The following is a 17728-nucleotide window of genomic DNA, read 5'->3' as shown; positions in this document are numbered from 1 at the left end:
AATTGAGTTTTTAATTATTTAAACTACCACTTGTAATTTACTTTCGGTATAATAAATAAATGAAATAAACTCGAGGCTTAATAAGCTCCAGAGAAAGCGGGGAATAATTAATGAATACAATTAAGGTCGGCATTGTGGGTTATGGACTTTCGGGTGAGACCTTTCACACACCACTTATCCAATCTATTGAGGGAATGGACATTCTTAAGATTGTCTCCAGGAATGCTGATAAAGTGAAAAGAAAGCTGCCAGATACGGAAGTAGTATCTTCTATAGAAGATCTACTATCCGATGAAAGAATTGATCTAGTCGTCATCACAACTCCGAATTCAACACATTATTCTTATGCTAAACAGTCTTTACTCGCTGGGAAACACGTTGTAGTTGAGAAACCATTCGTTATCCAAAAAGAAGAAGCACAAGATCTGATCGAAACTGCTAGCGGGCAGAACAAAATGCTGAGTGTTTTTCACAATCGGAGATGGGATAATGATTTTCTGACCGTGAAGAATTGTATCGAATCCGGCGTTATGGGCGAAATTTATCAGTATGAAGCGCATTTTGACCGGTATCGGCCAGAAGTTAGAGAAAGATGGAGAGAACAAAGTGGGCCAGGCGCCGGAATGCTTTATGATTTAGGAGCGCACCTCATCGATCAAGCGCTGTATCTATTTGGTAACCCGATAAGCGTGTACGGGGATGTATTTGCACAACGAGCGGGTTCCGTGGTGGATGATTATTTTCATATTATCTTAAATTATGGGAAAATGCGGGCCATTCTGCACAGTGGTTCAATAGTTAGAAGCTCCGGGCCGAAATTTCAAGTTCACGGCAGTAAAGGGAGCTTTATTAAATTTGGTCTCGATTCACAAGAGGATGCTCTTCGTCAAGGCAAAAAGCCGGGAAGTCCCGGTTGGGGGAGTGACCAAGAGCAGTGGTATGGTAAGTTGACAACTGAAATTGGGGAACAAGAGATAACCAAAAAACTAGAAACAATACCGGGTTCTTACGAAACCTTCTATCAAGGCATTTTTCAATCGATAACCGATCAAGCTCCAGTACCAGTAAGCGCAAGTGAAGCGATGAATACGATTAAGGTGATTGAATTAGCCAAGAAAAGTAGTCTGGAGCAAAGAACGGTCCTTTTTGAATAATAGAGAAGAGAGGGAGGGGCTGGTAAGCAGCCGCCTCCTAATTTTTTCTGAGGAAATCATCTTAACCCGCCTTGGCCAGTATCTTCACTTCCTTAGGCCCCAGTGTCACGTTCATGGAACCGTTGTGGATTTGGACTGTATCTGTCCCAAGCTGGTTCTTTAGTGTGGTACCATTGGAGATATTCTCGATGTTCGAGACGGTCCGGGTGGCAGTGTTCCAGGAGTTGTTAATGATCACCACAACCTCATCGCCATCCTTGGAGCGTTGGTAGCCGTAGAAAGAACCGTCTGCCAGCTTTTCTTTCTGTGATCCATTTTGCAGGGCCGGATGGCTGCTGCGAACGGCGTTGATCTTCGCAATATATTTATACAGTTCATGATTGGCGTCCGGCACAATGTCCTCCCGGTTCTGCGGGTCAGCTCCGCCGCTGTATCCCAGCTCCGTCCCTTGATAAATGATCGGGATGCCCCTTGAGGTCAGTACAAATCCAAGCGCAGCTTTGAGCTGCGGCCATTTGTCATAGGAAGCACCGGGCTTGCCGGAAGCCTCGTTCAAGAAGCGCTTAACGTCATGATTGTCTAGAAATACACCATTAAGCTTGGCATCCCGATAGTTGGCATCTTCACTGTATCGGTCCTTAATCTTGGTTGTTGAAGCGTCATGGCCGAATACGTCCCTGATCGTATAATACATAGGGAAGTCGACCACCGCATCGAGATAGTTGGAGTAGTCCCCGATCTTGGACGGGTTGCCATCGTAGATTTCCCCCATAGTGAACGTACCCGCAGCTGTATCGAAGTCCTTCAGGAACCATTTAGGCATATGTTTGGCAGTGTCTACACGTAGACCGTCGACCTTAGTCTCTTGAACGAGCCATTTAATCCAGTTTTTCAATTCCTGTGCTGTTGCCGGATTCTCCTGATTAAGGTCATCAAGCCCAGCTACATCCCCGTTCTCGATCTTCCACTGGTTATTGGAGTCATAGTCAGCATCAGTAATGCTCCCGATATGATGATACCAGTCTGGATTATTGAAGGGAGCCGCAGCTGTGCCGTTGCCAGGCTGGAAATCTCCTGTGTGGTTGGGGACGACATCCAGCATGACAGCAATCTGCTTGCTATGTGCTGTATTCACCAGCTCCTTCAGTTTATCCATGGTACCCAGGTGTCCGTCGATGGAGTAAAAGTCATAAGTATGATAGCCGTGATAGGCATTGACACTCTTCTGGGCGGTAACTGGAGTAATCCATATTGCCGTGAAGCCCAAGTTCTTGATATAGTCCAGCTGATTGATAATTCCTTGGAAATCCCCGCCGTGCCACTTCGCCGGATCATTCTTGACCGATGCGAAGCCTCCCCAATTGTCGTTGGAAGTATCTCCGTTGCTGAAGCGGTCTGTCATGATAAAATAAATGCTTTGCTTGCTCCAGTCCGTCGCTGATGTTCCTCCATCTGGGACAGACCCCGGGACTCCCGGGGATATCGTACCTGCCGATCCGTTTGCACCTGGAGTATAGGTGGATGTGCCTTTACCGAAAAAATAGTTCTTCATGTTGTTGCTGTCCCAGGTGCCGTTTCCGTTGTTAAAAGCGGCTTCAATCCGGCTTGCTGTGCCGAGATTGAGCGTGATTTTGGCATATCCAGAATAAGAGGATTCCCCATCGGGCATGGGCTTCCCTGGGACCTCGGTCCATGTGCCGCCTTCTGTACGATAATGGATGTAGGGCGTGGTATACCCTTTCTTATAATAAATCGTGGCTGTGTTTCCATTGCCGGGATCAACGGTCGGAGCGCCTGCCGTAATCGTGCCTGCCGATCCATTTGCAGCTGGTGTGTAGGTTGACGTCCCCACACTAAAGAAATAGTTCTTCATGTTGTTGCTGTCCCAAGTGCCGCTTCCATTATTAAAAGCCGCTTCCAGCTGGGTGGCTGACCCGATATCGACCGTGATTTTGCCATATCCCGGGTAGGCTGATTCGGCATCAGGGATTTTCGTGCCTGGAGCTGTAGTCCATGTGCCGCCTGCTGGACGGTAATGCAGATAAGGCGTTGCGTAGCCTTTTTTATAATAAATTGTGACTTTGTTGTTCCCGCCCGGGTCCACTACAGGTGTGGCATGATTAATTACATACCTCTTGAAATTCGCCAGATCTCCAGTCGGCGAGCCATCCGAATTAACAAGGTTCCCCAGCCGCAGCAGGGTAAATCCGTTATAACCCCAATTCAAAATCTTCTCTTCAATTTTCTGAAAATTGCCGGTTGGCAGAGCATTCTCTCCGTTTAGCCGCACACCTTTGCCCTTGGCGATGGAAGAAACCGTGTCCACTAACGTAGAGGGGAGAGAGTAGGCGGGGGAAGTCCCGCTATCATACATTTCCAGAGCCGTAAAGGTAAGGTCAATGTTATTGTCCTTAAACTTCTGGATCAAGGTGTTGTAATCGTAATAACCGGCGGCATGCTCGGCACTGTGCGGTGCTGCAGGATTGTTAATCTGCCAGTGAATGCCCGAGATTTTGGCGCCAATCCGGACCCCGAATACAGGATCAAAGTTGGCATGAGCCGCACTCGCGATGGTGTCCAGATGTTTCTCAAGCACACTTTGGTACCACGTTAGAAAATCCTTGCCATAAGCGGTTGAATAACCTCCGTTAGAGTAGAATCCATCTCCGTCACTTGGCGGATTAATGCTGCTGGTATTGGTCAACTGAAGACCCCAAGCCTGGTTCACACCATTTAAGGAGCCATATTTGCTGAGCATGGCGGTTCTGAACGCATTCTTGGCCGTGTCTGTGTAGACCTGGAACTTTCCGCGGGATGGATAACTCCAGCCAGCAGCCTGATAGTAGGAAGGGAATCGAAGCTCGCCGGAAGGCCCTCCGCTCAAGTATATTTTGGCGATCAACCCTTTATTGCTTGAGAAATTGGAGGCAAAGGAAGCATACAAATCGTTGTACTGCTGGCCGATTCCGCTCCAGAAAGGGGAAAGGGCTTCATTGTTTACATAGCCGGTCTCACTTTTATACTTCATTTCATCGGCAGAGCCTTTATTCCAAAGCCAGGAGGGAATCGGAATATTGCAGTCATCACCTGGGTTGCCGCCACAGGCATGCGTCGATAGAATAGGGACCCACTTCAAGCCGGATTCTTGAACCACGTTCGCATACGTCTTGTAGTAACTCCAATCGAACTGGTTGTCACCTGCTGCTTCAACATCCCCCCACCATACATCGGTTGTGAGGGCATATACGCCATTGTTCTTCAGAGTTTGGAGCTGATTCCGAAAAGCATTCCAATCGGTAATTTTGGTCAGTGGAGCCATTACGTAAGCTTGAAAGTCAGATGCAACTTCTGCTTTGGCAGTGTTCGTGAGGGGAGTAAGAAAAGTGCCTAGGATGAGGGATAGAATAAGAGTAAATAAACAGCCTTCTTTCCACATTTTTTTGACAAAGGCCAAACCGGTCATCCTCCTCATTATTCAGATAAATAGGGAACAAACCAAACCGACGGACTGCACGCGCGTGTGTATGTTGTGCAAACGTTTACATTTACAGTTTAATTTTTAAAGTTGACATTAACAAGTCAAATAATTGTTCAAAAAGGGGGATTTTATTGACAGGTATAGGAAATCTACATGGATTACAGACTTCTTTCCAACAGGGTTCCCACTTGTTTAGCCATAACTTGAGGCGGATAGGGCATTCCATATGATGGGCAAGGAATAAGTTATTAAAGACAAACAAGGAAACAAGATCAGGCCAAACGGTCATGTTTTTATAGAACATGCTGCTTGGCCTGATTTGTCATTTACTTAATAATTTATCCGCACCTGGATATTCTGCTCGTAGTTGCCGAAGTGCTTGCCGAACAGACTGACGCCGCCGGCATGACGAGCATCCTCTGGGGAGAGGATGCGAAACCGGATTTCCTCTCTAGGCAGGATCGGAATATCCTTCATCGTTACATCGGACATCCGCATGCCGTCCATATACGTACCTGAAGAGGTGACGAGCAGTGTTTTCAGCAAGCCGTGCTGGGTGCTGCCGATCTCCCACCACGAAGGGGTCAGCTTCCCGCGCACGCTGCCGAAATCACCCGGAGAGGTCCAGACACATACGAGAACGTCATTGAGTAGGAACGTAATGTCTGACGGCCAATCCTCGGCATAGCCTGGTGCTTCTGAGCCAATTTCCAAAGAAATACGCAGCGAGCTAATATGGTTCTTGCCGGATACGTAGTTCGGAATGCGGTATTCGACATAACCGCTGGCGAACCAGATATGCTGGGCCTTGACATGCTCGGGCTCGGCGAAATACCGCGGGTCGTCGCGCATGCCGATCAGCTTCGCCTCGGAGGCGAGTCCGCAGGTGGGCTTGACCTGCCAGTCGGCATACTGCCCGACAGGGATGTCCACGTCGTAGCCGTCCTGCTGGGACTCGGACGGGCGGTCTTCATCGGTTTTGAAGACCAGCGAGGCCTGCTCCAGACGAAGGGAGCATTGCTTCTGCATGCCGCGCTTGCCAGCGGTAATTTCCGTGCGAAGAATGCCCGCTTCCTCCAGCTGCTGTACATGCTTGGTCACGATCGCAGAGGAGAGATTCAGCTTCTGCGCCATTTCTTTTATATTTAGGCTTTCCTTGCCGAGCATTTCGATCATTCGAATACGCGTCTCTGATGCCAGCGCCATGAATAACGGCAAATTTTCCTGGCTTACTTTAATTTCCATAGAGCCCCCGATGTTATCTAATAAGTTGTTTTGTATCTATTCTATAACCATCTGATTAACTAAACAAGAAAATAATTGACTAAATTTAACGGTTAATTTAATATTTACGTGAGATCTCATAGGTTAATTATTAACTAATTGGTTAACTAAAAAATGAATGTTTGGGAATGCAAATGTAGTAAAGCGCCGCTGAAGGTGAACCACCGCAATACGCAAAGCTAACTCTGAATTATCAAATCATGGGAAAAGGAGTTTTTACTATGGAACCCACGATCACGATTCCCCGTCCCGAATACCCTCGTCCGCAATGGGTGCGGGACCACTGGCTGAATTTGAACGGCGCCTGGCAATTCGAAATTGATCACGGCAAAAGCGGGAAAGAGCGCGGCTATCATCAACCGGAACATGATCTAAAAGGAACGATCACCGTTCCATTTTGTCCAGAAAGCAAGCTGTCTGGTGTGGAGTACAAGGACTTTATGGCTGCGGTCTGGTATAAGCGGGAATTCACCTTGCCTAAGGATTGGATGAAGGGCAGAGTTCTGCTTCATTTCGGTGCTGTTGATTATGAAACCGAGGTATGGGTCAACGGGGCTTCCGTTGGCATGCATCGCGGCGGGTATTCCTCGTTTAGCTTTGATATAAGCCCGCATGTCACGGAAGGTGTCAACGTGGTAACCGTCTACGCTGAGGACGATGTCCGCTCGGGACGTCAGCCGCGCGGCAAGCAGAGTGAGCGCTTCCATTCGCATGGCTGCGACTATACACGTACGACTGGCATTTGGCAAACGGTATGGATTGAATCGGTGCCTGAAGCATATATGTCGGACATGAAGGTAGTGGCCGATCCGGCTAATGCATGCGCACACCTGGAAGTGAAGGTCATCGGAAACGCTGCCGGGGCCGAGCTGAAGGCTTCCGCCTTGTATGACGGGAAAGCCGTCGGCGAAGCTGTGGCCCGGGTGCAAGGGCGATGCGTCAAGATGGCCATACCTTTATCGGAAGTCCATTTGTGGGAGGCGGGCCACGGTCGGCTGTATGACCTGAAGCTGTCGCTCGAACGGCCGGGCCTGGCTGCTGATAAGGTTGATTCGTATTTCGGGCTGCGCACGGTGCGGCTGGATGGCATGGCGTTCCGGATCAATGAGAAGTCGGTGTTCCAGCGGCTTGTGCTGGATCAAGGCTTTTACCCGGACGGCATTTATACCGCACCCTCAGATGAGGATCTGCGGAAGGATATCGAAATTTCGATGGGTCTTGGATTCAATGGGGCAAGACTGCATGAGAAAATGTTCGAGCCGCGCTTTTTGTATTGGGCTGATCGGCTTGGATATCTCGTCTGGGGCGAACATGCCAACTGGGGACTCGACATTACCACGACCACAAGCTTATCGCGGTTCTTACCCGAGTGGGTTGAAGGGGTTGAGCGGGATTACAATCATCCGGCGATCATCGGCTGGTGCCCGTTCAACGAGACTTGGGACCGGGACGGCGCCAAGCAGGATAACGAGGTGCTGCACGTCGTGTACGAGATGACCAAACGGTTGGACCCGACACGCCCGGTGATCGATACCAGCGGCAACTTCCACGTCGTGACGGATATTTTCGACCTGCATGATTACGATCAAGATCCGGAAACGTTCCGGGCCAGATATGAACCGATGAAAACCGGCGGAGAGGTGTATAACACGTTCCCAGACCGGCAGACGTATGGCGGGCAACCATATTTCATCAGCGAATACGGCGGCATTTGGTGGAACCCCGGTCAAAAGGAAGAGAAGGCTTGGGGTTACGGGGACCGGCCGGCATCCGAAGAGGAGTTCATCAAGCGATACGAGGGCTTGACGAACGCTCTGCTCGATCATCCGATGATGTTCGGATTTTGTTATACCCAGCTGTATGACGTGGAACAGGAAGTGAACGGTCTGTATACCTACGACCGGCGCCAGAAGTTCGATCCGGAGGTGATTCGCCGCATCAATTCCCGCAAAGCGGCTATTGAGGAGTGAGAGGTACTCCTAAGTTGGTGGGTTAAGTAGGTTTGGATGTTCCTGATTTTCGTATGCAAATACAAGAGTTAAAAGCCAATTTCCTAATAACGGAAATTGGCTTTTAGATGTTATAAGAATATAAATATTTATTGCAGTTTAGAAAATAATCAAGTGAGCTCTATAGTGATTTGGTTCAGTGGCAACGAGAGATTTGACTTTAAACTATTGTAATAGTCATTGACGAATTGTTTCTGATGATGAGGGCTGCAGGAAAAATAATGCACAATTTAGACAATGTAGATGTTGGCTTCCGTTTTTATTGTACATATTCACAAAACCCGTATTTTGTACATATGTAAATGTTCTTATTGTCCTTCTTCTTTGTCTAATGACACACAAATGTTCCTACACAAATGACACAAATCCACCCCGGCTCGCTTGTTTTCTTCCTTTTAATATTAATTGTACAGACACGAATAAAACAATTAGGAGGTACCATAACAGGAAGAAAAGCTGTGTATGGTGCGAGCGCTGGAAAAGCAGCCGGTTATACCTTAAATTATTAATACAACAGAGGAGTTGTCAATTCCTACTGACAACTCCCCTCTATTTTTCTATGAGAAAGGAGCAATATTTTATATGGAGTGGGTTCAAAAAGTAACGGATGATCATCTTGAGCAACTAAATAAAAAACCTAATGTAGACTTATTCATGCAAAAGGTAACTTTGCCAAATACCTGCTCACATGTTCTTGATACTTCGCCATTAGCCGATTTTATTCTTCTTACATCTGCTCTTAAAGCCCCAAATACTGTTTTTACTTTCCCAATCACAGAAAATGATGATATTAATGCTATTACAAAAGATCAGTTACTTATCCATTTCAAAGATGTTCGAATTGCAACGATTAATCAAAACCCTTACGAGTACAACGCGAGGAACATTAAGCAGGAAACACTTCAACTGCTAAAAGATAAGTACTCAAAATACACTTTGCATCCTTACGGTATTAGAACTGTTTGGTTCTAAAGAAGAAATACATTTTGAAAAACCTGCTAATAAGATAGAAAGCTACAAAGTAATAGCATCACCAATCAAAGTCTCAGATTTTATGTTAGACAATACATTTGATCCAACGTGGGAATATATTAGTCAAACTATTCTTTCTAAAAATGGCTTTTACCCTATTATTCCAACGAATTGGTTTCTACATGATCGTTTAAAGTCTTCACCTGTATTAGCCTACTTTGTAGACAAAGGAATTGATATATTTCTCACAATAAATGCTCAAACGCGCCAAATTATAGCCATTGATTTAGTACCTTGAAACTAGAAGTATGAATTGCACTCAGGATCAATCTAGCATTCCGTCAGACTCCATATAATAAGGTTTTGGACTGGCCCTAGAAATTGATACAGTGACAGCATAGGACGGGAAAATAAAGTTCTAGACTGTCGCTGGTTCATTGAACAATCGTATCCCGTTAGCTCCACACCCTCATGAATAATGTGCAGATAAGAACTCCCTGATCTTTTAAGACTTCAATTTATGTTTAGGTTTCGTTAGGTCAAAACTATGTTTTACCATATCATGAAGATCATCTTCCGGAAGGTTCCCATCTAAAATGATCGTATTCCAATGTTCTTTACTCATATGATATCCGGGTATAACTTCTTCAAAGGCGTTTCGAAGGAATTCAGACCGTTCAGGATCACACTTCAAGTTAATGCAAAGATGACCATCTTTTTCAAATATTAACGCGAAGATTTTCTCATTTCCTTTGTGGCGTATGGCTGTCCAACCATCTCCAAAAGGATGATCCTCATATGAGGCTGGATAAGACAAACAGTATTCTACGATTTCTTCTAATTTCATTTTGGTATTCTCCTATCTGTCTATTACTGATTGCTGCTTTTCTTATGCCATGCTGTAATTTCTTCCATTCTTTGTTTAATTTTAAATTCAGATCCCTGTGTTGTCGGATGGTAATATTCGCGTCCCATCAGGGAATCTGGCATAGTCTGCATCGTTGTTAGTTTTTCTTCTGTGTCATGGGCATACTGGTACCCTTTACCATAGTTCAGCTCTTTCATAAGCTTTGTTGGAGCGTTCCGAAGTTGCAAGGGAACAGGCTCGCTCATGGAATGTAGGGCATCTTTTTTCGCATAGCGGTAAGCCAAGTAAGCAGAATTCGATTTGGGAGCCAGGGTCAGATATATAACGGCTTGTGTTAGATGCACATCGCACTCTGGCATTCCTATGAATTGACATGCCTGAAACACCGAAACAGCGATTTCTAACGCCCTATTGTCTGCCAAACCCACGTCCTCACTTGCAAACCTAACTAGCCTACGGGCAATAAATAAAGGATCTTCACCTGATTCCAACATTCGAGACAACCAATAAATAGATGCATTTACATCACTATTTCGCATGGATTTATGCAGTGCGGAAATAATATTATAGTGTTCTTCCCCGTCTCTATCATACAAAAGTGATTTTCGATGAATAATTTGTAGCAGCCCTTCTTTGCTAATTTCAATAGTTTCACCTTGTTTCTCTCCGTTAAGTACAGCCATTTCTAAGGTGTTTAATGCCACCCTGGCATCACCATTTGAATATTCTGCAATTGCAGAAAGTACGCCCTCTTCTAAACCTATCTTTTGATCTCCAAATCCTTTAGGATTCAAAATCGCTTTTTTTAATAATTCAACAACATCTTCACTGCTTAGTTGGTGAAGGACAAAAACTTTGCTACGAGATAACAAGGCTGAGTTAACTTCAAACGATGGATTTTCGGTTGTCGCGCCGATGAGAATAATACTCCCTTTCTCCACATATGGGAGAAAGGCATCTTGTTGTGCCTTATTAAATCTATGAATTTCATCAATGAATAAGAGGGTCTTCTCCCCTAATTTCCTGTTTTCCTCAGCTTCTTTCATTATATTTCGGATTTCTTTAATACCGCTGGTTACTGCACTAAAATCAATAAACTTAGACTTGGTTTGATGGGCAATGATTTTAGCTAGCGTTGTTTTGCCAACACCAGGAGGGCCCCAAAATATCATAGATGATACTTGATCATTTTTGATCATATCTTGCAGAACCTTTCCAGGGCCAAGTAAATGTTTTTGTCCTATAAAGTCTTCCAATGATTGAGGACGCACACGATTAGCCAACGGTCGATCAATTTCATTATCAAATAATGTTCCTTGTATCACAGTATCACTCCCTTTTGAACAACAAATACTTTAGGCCTGATTAAAAATATATAATTAAAGGTTCTGCTTTCGGAATTCTACAGGCGTCAAGCCAGTTTCTCGTTTGAAAAATTTACTAAAGTGAGTAGTTTCTTGGAAGTTAAGCATTTCTGCAATGTCGCTAATCAAGTAATCTGTATGCATTAACAAACGCTTAGCTTCGAGACTAATTCGAGCTGATATGAAAGCTTTAGCGCTTATTCCAACGGCTGCGACTGTAACCCGTGTTAAAGTTTTTTCTGTGCAATTTAAAAGGGCGGCATAGTCACTAACATGATTTAACTTGGCATAATTTTTCTCCACTAATTCTTGAAATTTTAAAAACTTTTGTGAGACCTGAGAAGTAGTAGGGATATTTTTTTGTTTATGAATAATGTTGAGCCAAGCTGCGAATGCATAAAGCTGATAGCGTAACAACAAATGAACATCCTCTTTGGCTACTTGAATTAAAGAATCTTGAACCATTTGCTCTATTAAAGTGATTGCCCGATGCAGCTCTGTATTATTTAAAGTCGAACAATTAGGCGCTCTTCCAATATCAAACGTTAAATTCAGTTCACTCAACGTAAGTGAAGCAGGAAGAAGGAATTCTTCACGGAATAGAATAACCCATCCGTCCCAGTTTTCATCGTGCCCAAAATTATGGACTTGTCCTGGTGTTACTACTATCAGTGTTCCTTCCTTACAAGGGATGGGTTCAAAATCGACCCATTGAGTACACCTTCCTTCGGTGACACAAATGAGCATATAAAATTCATAACGATAAGTGATTTTCATGCTTTCCTCTGGGGTTCGCTCTTTGAGAGAAGATACACTAAAAATCTCCAGATCGTATGGGTAAGAAAACACGGGTTTGTATTTAAGAGGTCTTATTGTATTTTTCTGTTTGAATGAATCCAACGATTACACTAGCCTCCTCTAAAAGCATTTGATGAATTAAAATGTCCGTAAAATATCATTAAATATCCCCTTTTTGCCTCCATAAGATCTTACTAATGACCTAAAATGATCATATCACAATACTGGGATGAAACAAAACCGGTTTATTGTCCCGAAATTAATTTTCACGTTACTTGTAGTGATCGATCCGATAGCTTTTTAACTTAATTGAGTATCGGCATCCAAAATAAAGGAGGCTAACATGCAGGTTAACAGCATAATAGCAAAAAAAATCTTAACTGAAATGAAAGGAGATTCAAGTGTTGGGTTCACACATTCATTAAATCCCTATAGTGGTTGTGCTTTTGGATGTAGGTATTGCTACGTTAGAGAAATGCCTATTCAAAGGTACAGTGATACTCCATGGGGAGAATGGGTAACCATCAAAACAAATGCGGCCGACAAATATCGAAATGAGATGGTCAATCTCCGCCGAAGAAATCAATCCATTAATCTTTTTTTATCTACTGCAACAGATCCCTATCAACCCCTGGAACGGAAGACGGAGCTAACACGCTCTATTTTAGAGGAAATGGTCAAATACCCTCCAGATTTCCTTCAGATCCAAACACGAAGTCCTCTTGTCGTAAGGGATCTTAATCTATTACTTGAACTAAATCAAAAATGTGAGGTCCTTGTCTCCATGACTATAGAAACAGATCGGGAAGATATGAAACGATTGTTCGCTCCCCATGCTCCGGGTATTAAATTACGCTTAAAGGCATTAAAAGAATTGAATAACGTAGGAATCGCTACCCAAGCTTCCATTTCGCCTGTACTTCCATTCACACCCGATTTTCCTAAAACACTGGAGTCTATCGTTGATCGGATCTACATCGACACACTTAACATTGGAGATGGAACAAGGGGGAAACGTTCTGAGCGTTTAGGTATGCCATTTTTGTTTAAAGAGAACGAGTTGTCCGGATGGTATCAAATGGATATACATCTTAGAGTGGAAAAGTACTTTAAAAAGTTTTTTCCGGAAGAAATGATATTTATTTCTTCCGATAAAGTTTATCCCTTAAAAGGGAAAGTATTTGAATAAGCGGGTGAATATGAATGGCTAATTGGTCCACAACAGCCGTTTAATCGAATGAATATTGCCTTCAAGAGATCTTCCCTCATGTTGGGCGTATACACACCAACACAGCATCCTTAATCACTCTAAGGTAGATGGGATTGACTGACATGTCCTAAATATGTCATATCAAGTCTAAGTTTCACCTTTCCTTGTTATAAATAATGGCCTAAAATGATCATACCGCTTCATCTATGAAAGGAGAAATACAAATGAAACCTGACCACACTCTCAACGGAAAGAATCATCACACGAACAACACTGATACCTCTGCCCAAGCGGTCCGTTCCTGGCTGGGCATCCCCTACGCCAGCACAGAACGCTTCCGTCGCCCCATCTTGCTACCGTTCAACCCGGATCTGCCATACGTCCAAAAGGGCCCCGCACCGCTGCAACCCGGTGACAATAGCTGGTTAGAGGCCGACAACGGTTTAAGCGAAAACTGTCTGAACCTCAACGTCTGGGCACCGGAAGACGCTGGAGACGAACTGCTCCCCGTGATCGTCTACATCTACGGTGGAGGCTTCGAACGCGGCGCAAACACCCAGACCACCTCGAACGCCTCAGGCCTCGCCGCGACCGGCCGTGCCATTGGGGTGTCCCTGAACTACCGGCTCGGCCCCTTCGGTTGGCTCTCGCTCTCCCAATACGGTGGCGCGTTCGCGGACGCCACTAACCTCGGCCTGCAGGACATCATCACCGCGCTCAGATGGGTGCAGGAGAACATCGCTCGCTTCGGTGGCGACCCTCAGAACGTCACCGTCACCGGCCACAGCGCCGGCGCGTTTTCTTCGATAGCGCTCCTCGCAGCTCCGTTGGCCGACGGCCTCTACCATCGCCTCGCTGCGTTCTCCGGCGGCGCATCTAGGATCGTCCCGGTCTGGTGGGCTGAAGAACTAGCGAACAAGTTTCTCACCGAACTTGGCATCGCGGACGATCCCGAACAACTGCTCACCCTGGATGGGAAGCTCCTCGCCGAGACGCTCGTTAAGGTTGGCCCACGTGACATCGGCGACCGAAACGGCATCGACAACACGACTATTGGCATCGTGAACGACCACTCTCAGCCCGGGGCCATTCTCTTAGACACGCCGCTGCGTGTCCTCGAATCCGGGCGTCATCGCGACGTCGAGATTCTCTTTAGCACGGCGACGAACGAGGTGGACTGGTGGGTTATCAACGCGACCGAGCAGTTCGACCCGGGCAGCATCGACAATCTCGTTAACGAGCTGGTAACGAAGTCGCGGATCCCTCGAAGCCGTGCTCGGCGCATCGTCGCCGCCTACGACGTCAACGGACGCACTCCTGTTGAAGTACGCGGGGCGCTCTTGACCGACTACATCTATACCCTACCCGCCGCCCGTGCGGCACTCGCCCACTCCGCTGCAGGCGGCAACGCCCATCTGCTCGCCGTTGGCCCTGTCGAGGGTGCGCCAGCGGTACACGGCACGGAGATGTACGGCATCGTTGGCCAGCAGCGCCCCCGACATAGCGACGAGCAAGCCATACGAGATACCTTCGTCCGCGACGCCCTCCTCGACTTTGCCGCAGGCAAACACGATCGGCTTTGGAACTCCGTGACCACGGAACCTATCACACATGGGATTGGCAACCCGCCATTCGACCCTACCACCCATGCCGCCGAAGTCCTGCGCATCTTCGCGGGCATTGAACGGCCCTGAACAACCCCAAACGTGCACGGGGTCGCGCACCGATCAAACTTAACTCACTTAGTATCGCCGGCGGCCCCGCCGGCAGTACGTGAGAACAGCTTCCTGACCAGGAAATTGACTATGACCACAAGCACCGAGATAAGGAAAAATGTGGCCTGTTGAAGCAGCAAGTCCATAGTAACTCTATCTTATGGTATTGCTCTCTACGTTGGACAAAGCGATACCACCACCTGTTCAGTGCTTCTACAATCAAGACTCCAGGCATGACAGGATAATCGGGAAAGTGATCAAGGAAATAAGGTTCATTGAAAGCCACAATCCCATCCATCAGAAAATGAATTGCCTAGGTACTGTTATGCTGATTCCTCCAACGTTCTTAACGTTAGTTCCGCCAGAATGTAGGCAGTTTTGTGTCATAATCCTACAATGTAGGCACTTTTGTGCATTTTATTATGACATAAATGTACCAACATAAAACAAAAAAAGCCTGATGCATCAGGCTTTCATCAAAATTAGTTTGTAGGTAACTTTGTGTCATTAGACATTTTTTATGGCACTTCTCTTTAATCGCTTCAATAAGGTAGAATCTTTTCCAAGACAAAGTTAGTTGTCAAAAACTCAATTTTTCTGGAGTTTCTTGAGAATCTTGAAGCTTCGTCAATCATTTGATAATAGTTGGCGACGTTATTCATTTGCAGAATCCCCCTCTACTTACTCGCTAAATCACACCCGACTGTAACTACTATCTTCATCATCGAGATGGTTTTTGGAATTTATATCCAATTCGTGATTTAATGGTAACAATAATTTTTCTCGTGTGCTTTGAACTCTACTGCCCTTTTGCTTAACGAAACAAAGAGCAAATCTGCCGAGGCAAACTGCTCTTTGTTTAATTCAACTAATGTTTCCCCGTTAGGTAATGCACCTTTAGAAGAAGTATTGCTTCATGCTTATAATTCTCGAGATCATTTTCTTCATTCACCCAGGCAACTTCCTCCGGTCTTAGCTACCTACTACCTGAATCAAAATGTTTTTTCAAAGCTCCAACCGGCATAAGTCCCAAATTTTTTACCGTACATACTCATGAGGTGTGTTTGATAATCAATAAGCGCTAAGGCTTGCGTTTTGGTAGCTATAAATCTGATCTTGTCATCCATTTTGGAAATCTGCTGAATCGAAAATGACGATAGCGCGATTTCTTTTGCAAATTCTTTGGCGTTTACGAACGGAATCTCGAAATGATGTGATATGTGACAGGTATTAACTTCCCTAAGATTAATTCCGGAATGAGTTATTTTTTTGTCGTTAAATTCCCATCGATTCTTTCGTTCTTCGTCCGTTTCAATTATACCGGCAAGTCCTTCGCCGAATAGGTTGTCAATTTCGTATCGGTTATAATCCAAAATCCATTTTCGATGTAAATGGTATAAAGGCAAAAGAGTGCCTATGTCGGAACTGTAGACATCACAGCCGCGATCGTCATACATGTGAAACAAAATGCCTTTTGTTTTGTTATATAGGTAAATCTGACCTCCAGCGCTAGGTTTACGCATGAAGTTGGCATTTTCAATTGATTCAAGTACATACAGCATTCGGATTTCTTTCGCTATAACTTCAACTGTCCATTCTTTAGTGTAGATCTCGTCATCCGACTCATCAAACTCATACGGCAAAGTACACGATCTCGTTTGCTTCAATCGCGTTAGGAAGAAACGCTTTAATCGAATCTTACTGATTCGTTTTTCATTCGTACCATAGCTGGTGCGATGCATAAATATCACTTCGTCTTCAGGATCGAAAATTGAACGATAGATGGTACTAGCGCGACGAATACTTTCGTACCGATACGCCTCATCTATTAAATTTTCGAGTCCTAGTTCAAAACGAATATAAGGACCTTGAGCCCTGATTTCTTTTACAATATTCACTGAAAATTTCCCTTCGCTTTTAAGCGTCATTTTACTATATCTGACTGACCAACATCATTTAACTATCCTGCTCATTAGTTGAGAAAACGGCAGCCATTTGACCAGCTGCCGTTCTTCGTTTTTCATTGAACAATCGTTTCCCATTAGTGGAATCTTTTTTTATAGTGAGCTCCTATACTTCTCTGGAGTCATACCAGCCGATCTCGCGAATGCACGGTAAAACTGGCTTGGGCTCGAGAAGCCGAGGCTGCAACTAATGTCTATCACAGACTTCTCGGTCCGTTCGAGCAGACGCATGGCTTCTTCGATTCGCAGGCGTAGCACGTATTGGTATGGTGTCACGCCGATGGCATTTTTAAACGAACGTATGAAATGGAACCTGCTCTGCAATGCGATCGATGCCAATTCATCAATGTATATTTCGTCCGAGTAATGTGTGTGAATATATTCAAGCACTTGTCTCAGGTAGGGATCGGATGAAAAGGTCCCCACCGGTAGGTCGCAATACGTTTTGGAAGTATTTACGTGACCCCCGACGAGGGAGCCAAGTAAAAATTGAAGCACCTCTGTCTCTGTCTCCTCCTGCGCCATGCGATCGGTGAGATCGCATTCCAGCAACGCCCCCATCCACCGGCGGAAATACCCACTTATGGTGGCCGGATCGAACTCCTGACGAATGGCGAACTCCAATTCCGTGTAAGGGGCGACCTCTTTCAAGCTGCTGCGGCCAAATCTAAATATAAGCACCTCCGCATCATGCCCTATGTTAAAGTAATGATTTTCGAGCGGATGCTGAACAATACTTCTGCCGCCGGAAAGCATATACTCCTTATTCGCCTGTGTAAAAAAACATGTCCCGTTGACGGATACGGTCACTTGAAACTCGCCCTCATGAGCGTGAGGCAGATTGGAAAACTGCCCTCCGATGCGCCAAAATTCCATCTGTGGCGTAGTTATTTGTACAATCATCTGAAATCA

General features: G+C 45.4%; 12 protein-coding genes and 1 pseudogene. 5 read left to right on the top strand and 8 right to left on the bottom strand.

Annotated features, from left to right (window positions below; all coding sequences use genetic code 11):
* The first annotated feature begins 110 nt into the window (after positions 1-110).
* Positions 111-1154, top strand: a complete 1044-nt coding sequence (locus KJS63_RS00320; protein ID WP_213617466.1) for an oxidoreductase — start codon at positions 111-113, stop codon at positions 1152-1154.
* A 61-nt stretch (positions 1155-1215) separates the two neighbouring features.
* Here the strand turns inward: KJS63_RS00320 and KJS63_RS00315 are convergent, their stop codons facing one another.
* The gene (locus KJS63_RS00315; protein ID WP_213617465.1) at positions 1216-4608 is read right to left on the bottom strand and encodes a family 14 glycosylhydrolase; all 3393 of its coding nucleotides are present in this window, start codon (positions 4606-4608) and stop codon (positions 1216-1218) included.
* A gap of 354 nt (positions 4609-4962) precedes the next feature.
* Positions 4963-5877 carry an ArsR/SmtB family transcription factor gene (locus KJS63_RS00310; RefSeq protein ID WP_213617464.1) on the bottom strand — a complete coding sequence of 305 codons (915 nt, stop codon included), beginning with the start codon at positions 5875-5877 and terminating at the stop codon, positions 4963-4965.
* Positions 5878-6137: 260 nt separating this feature from the next.
* Between KJS63_RS00310 and KJS63_RS00305 the strand changes: the two genes are divergently transcribed.
* Together KJS63_RS00305 and KJS63_RS00300 are read left to right on the top strand one after the other, a co-directional pair.
* Positions 6138-7886, top strand: a complete 1749-nt coding sequence (locus KJS63_RS00305; RefSeq protein ID WP_213617463.1) for a glycoside hydrolase family 2 protein — start codon at positions 6138-6140, stop codon at positions 7884-7886.
* 621 nt (positions 7887-8507) lie between these two features.
* Positions 8508-8897, top strand: a complete 390-nt coding sequence (locus KJS63_RS00300) for a hypothetical protein (protein ID WP_213617462.1) — start codon at positions 8508-8510, stop codon at positions 8895-8897.
* A 505-nt stretch (positions 8898-9402) separates the two neighbouring features.
* Here KJS63_RS00300 and KJS63_RS00295 read toward each other — a convergent pair.
* Genes KJS63_RS00295 through KJS63_RS00285 form a run of 3 tightly spaced genes read right to left on the bottom strand, consistent with a single transcriptional unit; the run spans position 9403 to position 12029 of the window.
* Positions 9403-9744 carry an MmcQ/YjbR family DNA-binding protein gene (locus tag KJS63_RS00295; RefSeq protein ID WP_213617461.1) on the bottom strand — a complete coding sequence of 114 codons (342 nt, stop codon included), beginning with the start codon at positions 9742-9744 and terminating at the stop codon, positions 9403-9405.
* 23 nt (positions 9745-9767) lie between these two features.
* A complete protein-coding gene (locus KJS63_RS00290; protein ID WP_213617460.1) occupies positions 9768-11090 on the bottom strand; it encodes a replication-associated recombination protein A in 1323 nt (440 codons plus the stop codon).
* Positions 11091-11144: 54 nt separating this feature from the next.
* The gene (locus tag KJS63_RS00285) at positions 11145-12029 is read right to left on the bottom strand and encodes an AraC family transcriptional regulator (protein WP_213617459.1); all 885 of its coding nucleotides are present in this window, start codon (positions 12027-12029) and stop codon (positions 11145-11147) included.
* Between the two features lie 241 nt (positions 12030-12270).
* On the opposite strand from KJS63_RS00285, the gene KJS63_RS00280 reads away from it, so the two are divergent.
* Positions 12271-13116 (top strand): SPL family radical SAM protein, encoded by an 846-nt coding sequence (locus KJS63_RS00280; protein WP_213617458.1) that lies wholly within the window; start codon positions 12271-12273, stop codon positions 13114-13116.
* Positions 13117-13361: 245 nt separating this feature from the next.
* Positions 13362-14831 (top strand): carboxylesterase family protein, encoded by a 1470-nt coding sequence (locus KJS63_RS00275; RefSeq protein ID WP_213617457.1) that lies wholly within the window; start codon positions 13362-13364, stop codon positions 14829-14831.
* A 226-nt stretch (positions 14832-15057) separates the two neighbouring features.
* On the opposite strand, the pseudogene KJS63_RS26050 reads toward KJS63_RS00275, so the two are convergent.
* The 3 genes and pseudogenes from KJS63_RS26050 to KJS63_RS00260 form a co-directional block, all read right to left on the bottom strand.
* Positions 15058-15138 (bottom strand): annotated as a pseudogene (locus KJS63_RS26050) (ApeI family dehydratase); the annotation flags it as partial.
* 706 nt (positions 15139-15844) lie between these two features.
* Entirely contained in the window at positions 15845-16750 is a 906-nt protein-coding gene (locus KJS63_RS00265; protein ID WP_213617455.1) for a DUF3885 domain-containing protein, read from the bottom strand.
* 159 nt (positions 16751-16909) lie between these two features.
* A complete protein-coding gene (locus KJS63_RS00260) occupies positions 16910-17692 on the bottom strand; it encodes an AraC family transcriptional regulator (protein ID WP_244862452.1) in 783 nt (260 codons plus the stop codon).
* Between the last annotated feature and the right edge of the window lie 36 nt (positions 17693-17728).

The sequence above is a fragment of the Paenibacillus sp. J22TS3 genome (assembly GCF_018403205.1).
GTDB classification, from domain to species: Bacteria; Bacillota; Bacilli; order Paenibacillales; family Paenibacillaceae; genus Fontibacillus; species Fontibacillus tuaregi.
This window is presented reverse-complemented; position numbering and strand designations above follow the sequence as displayed.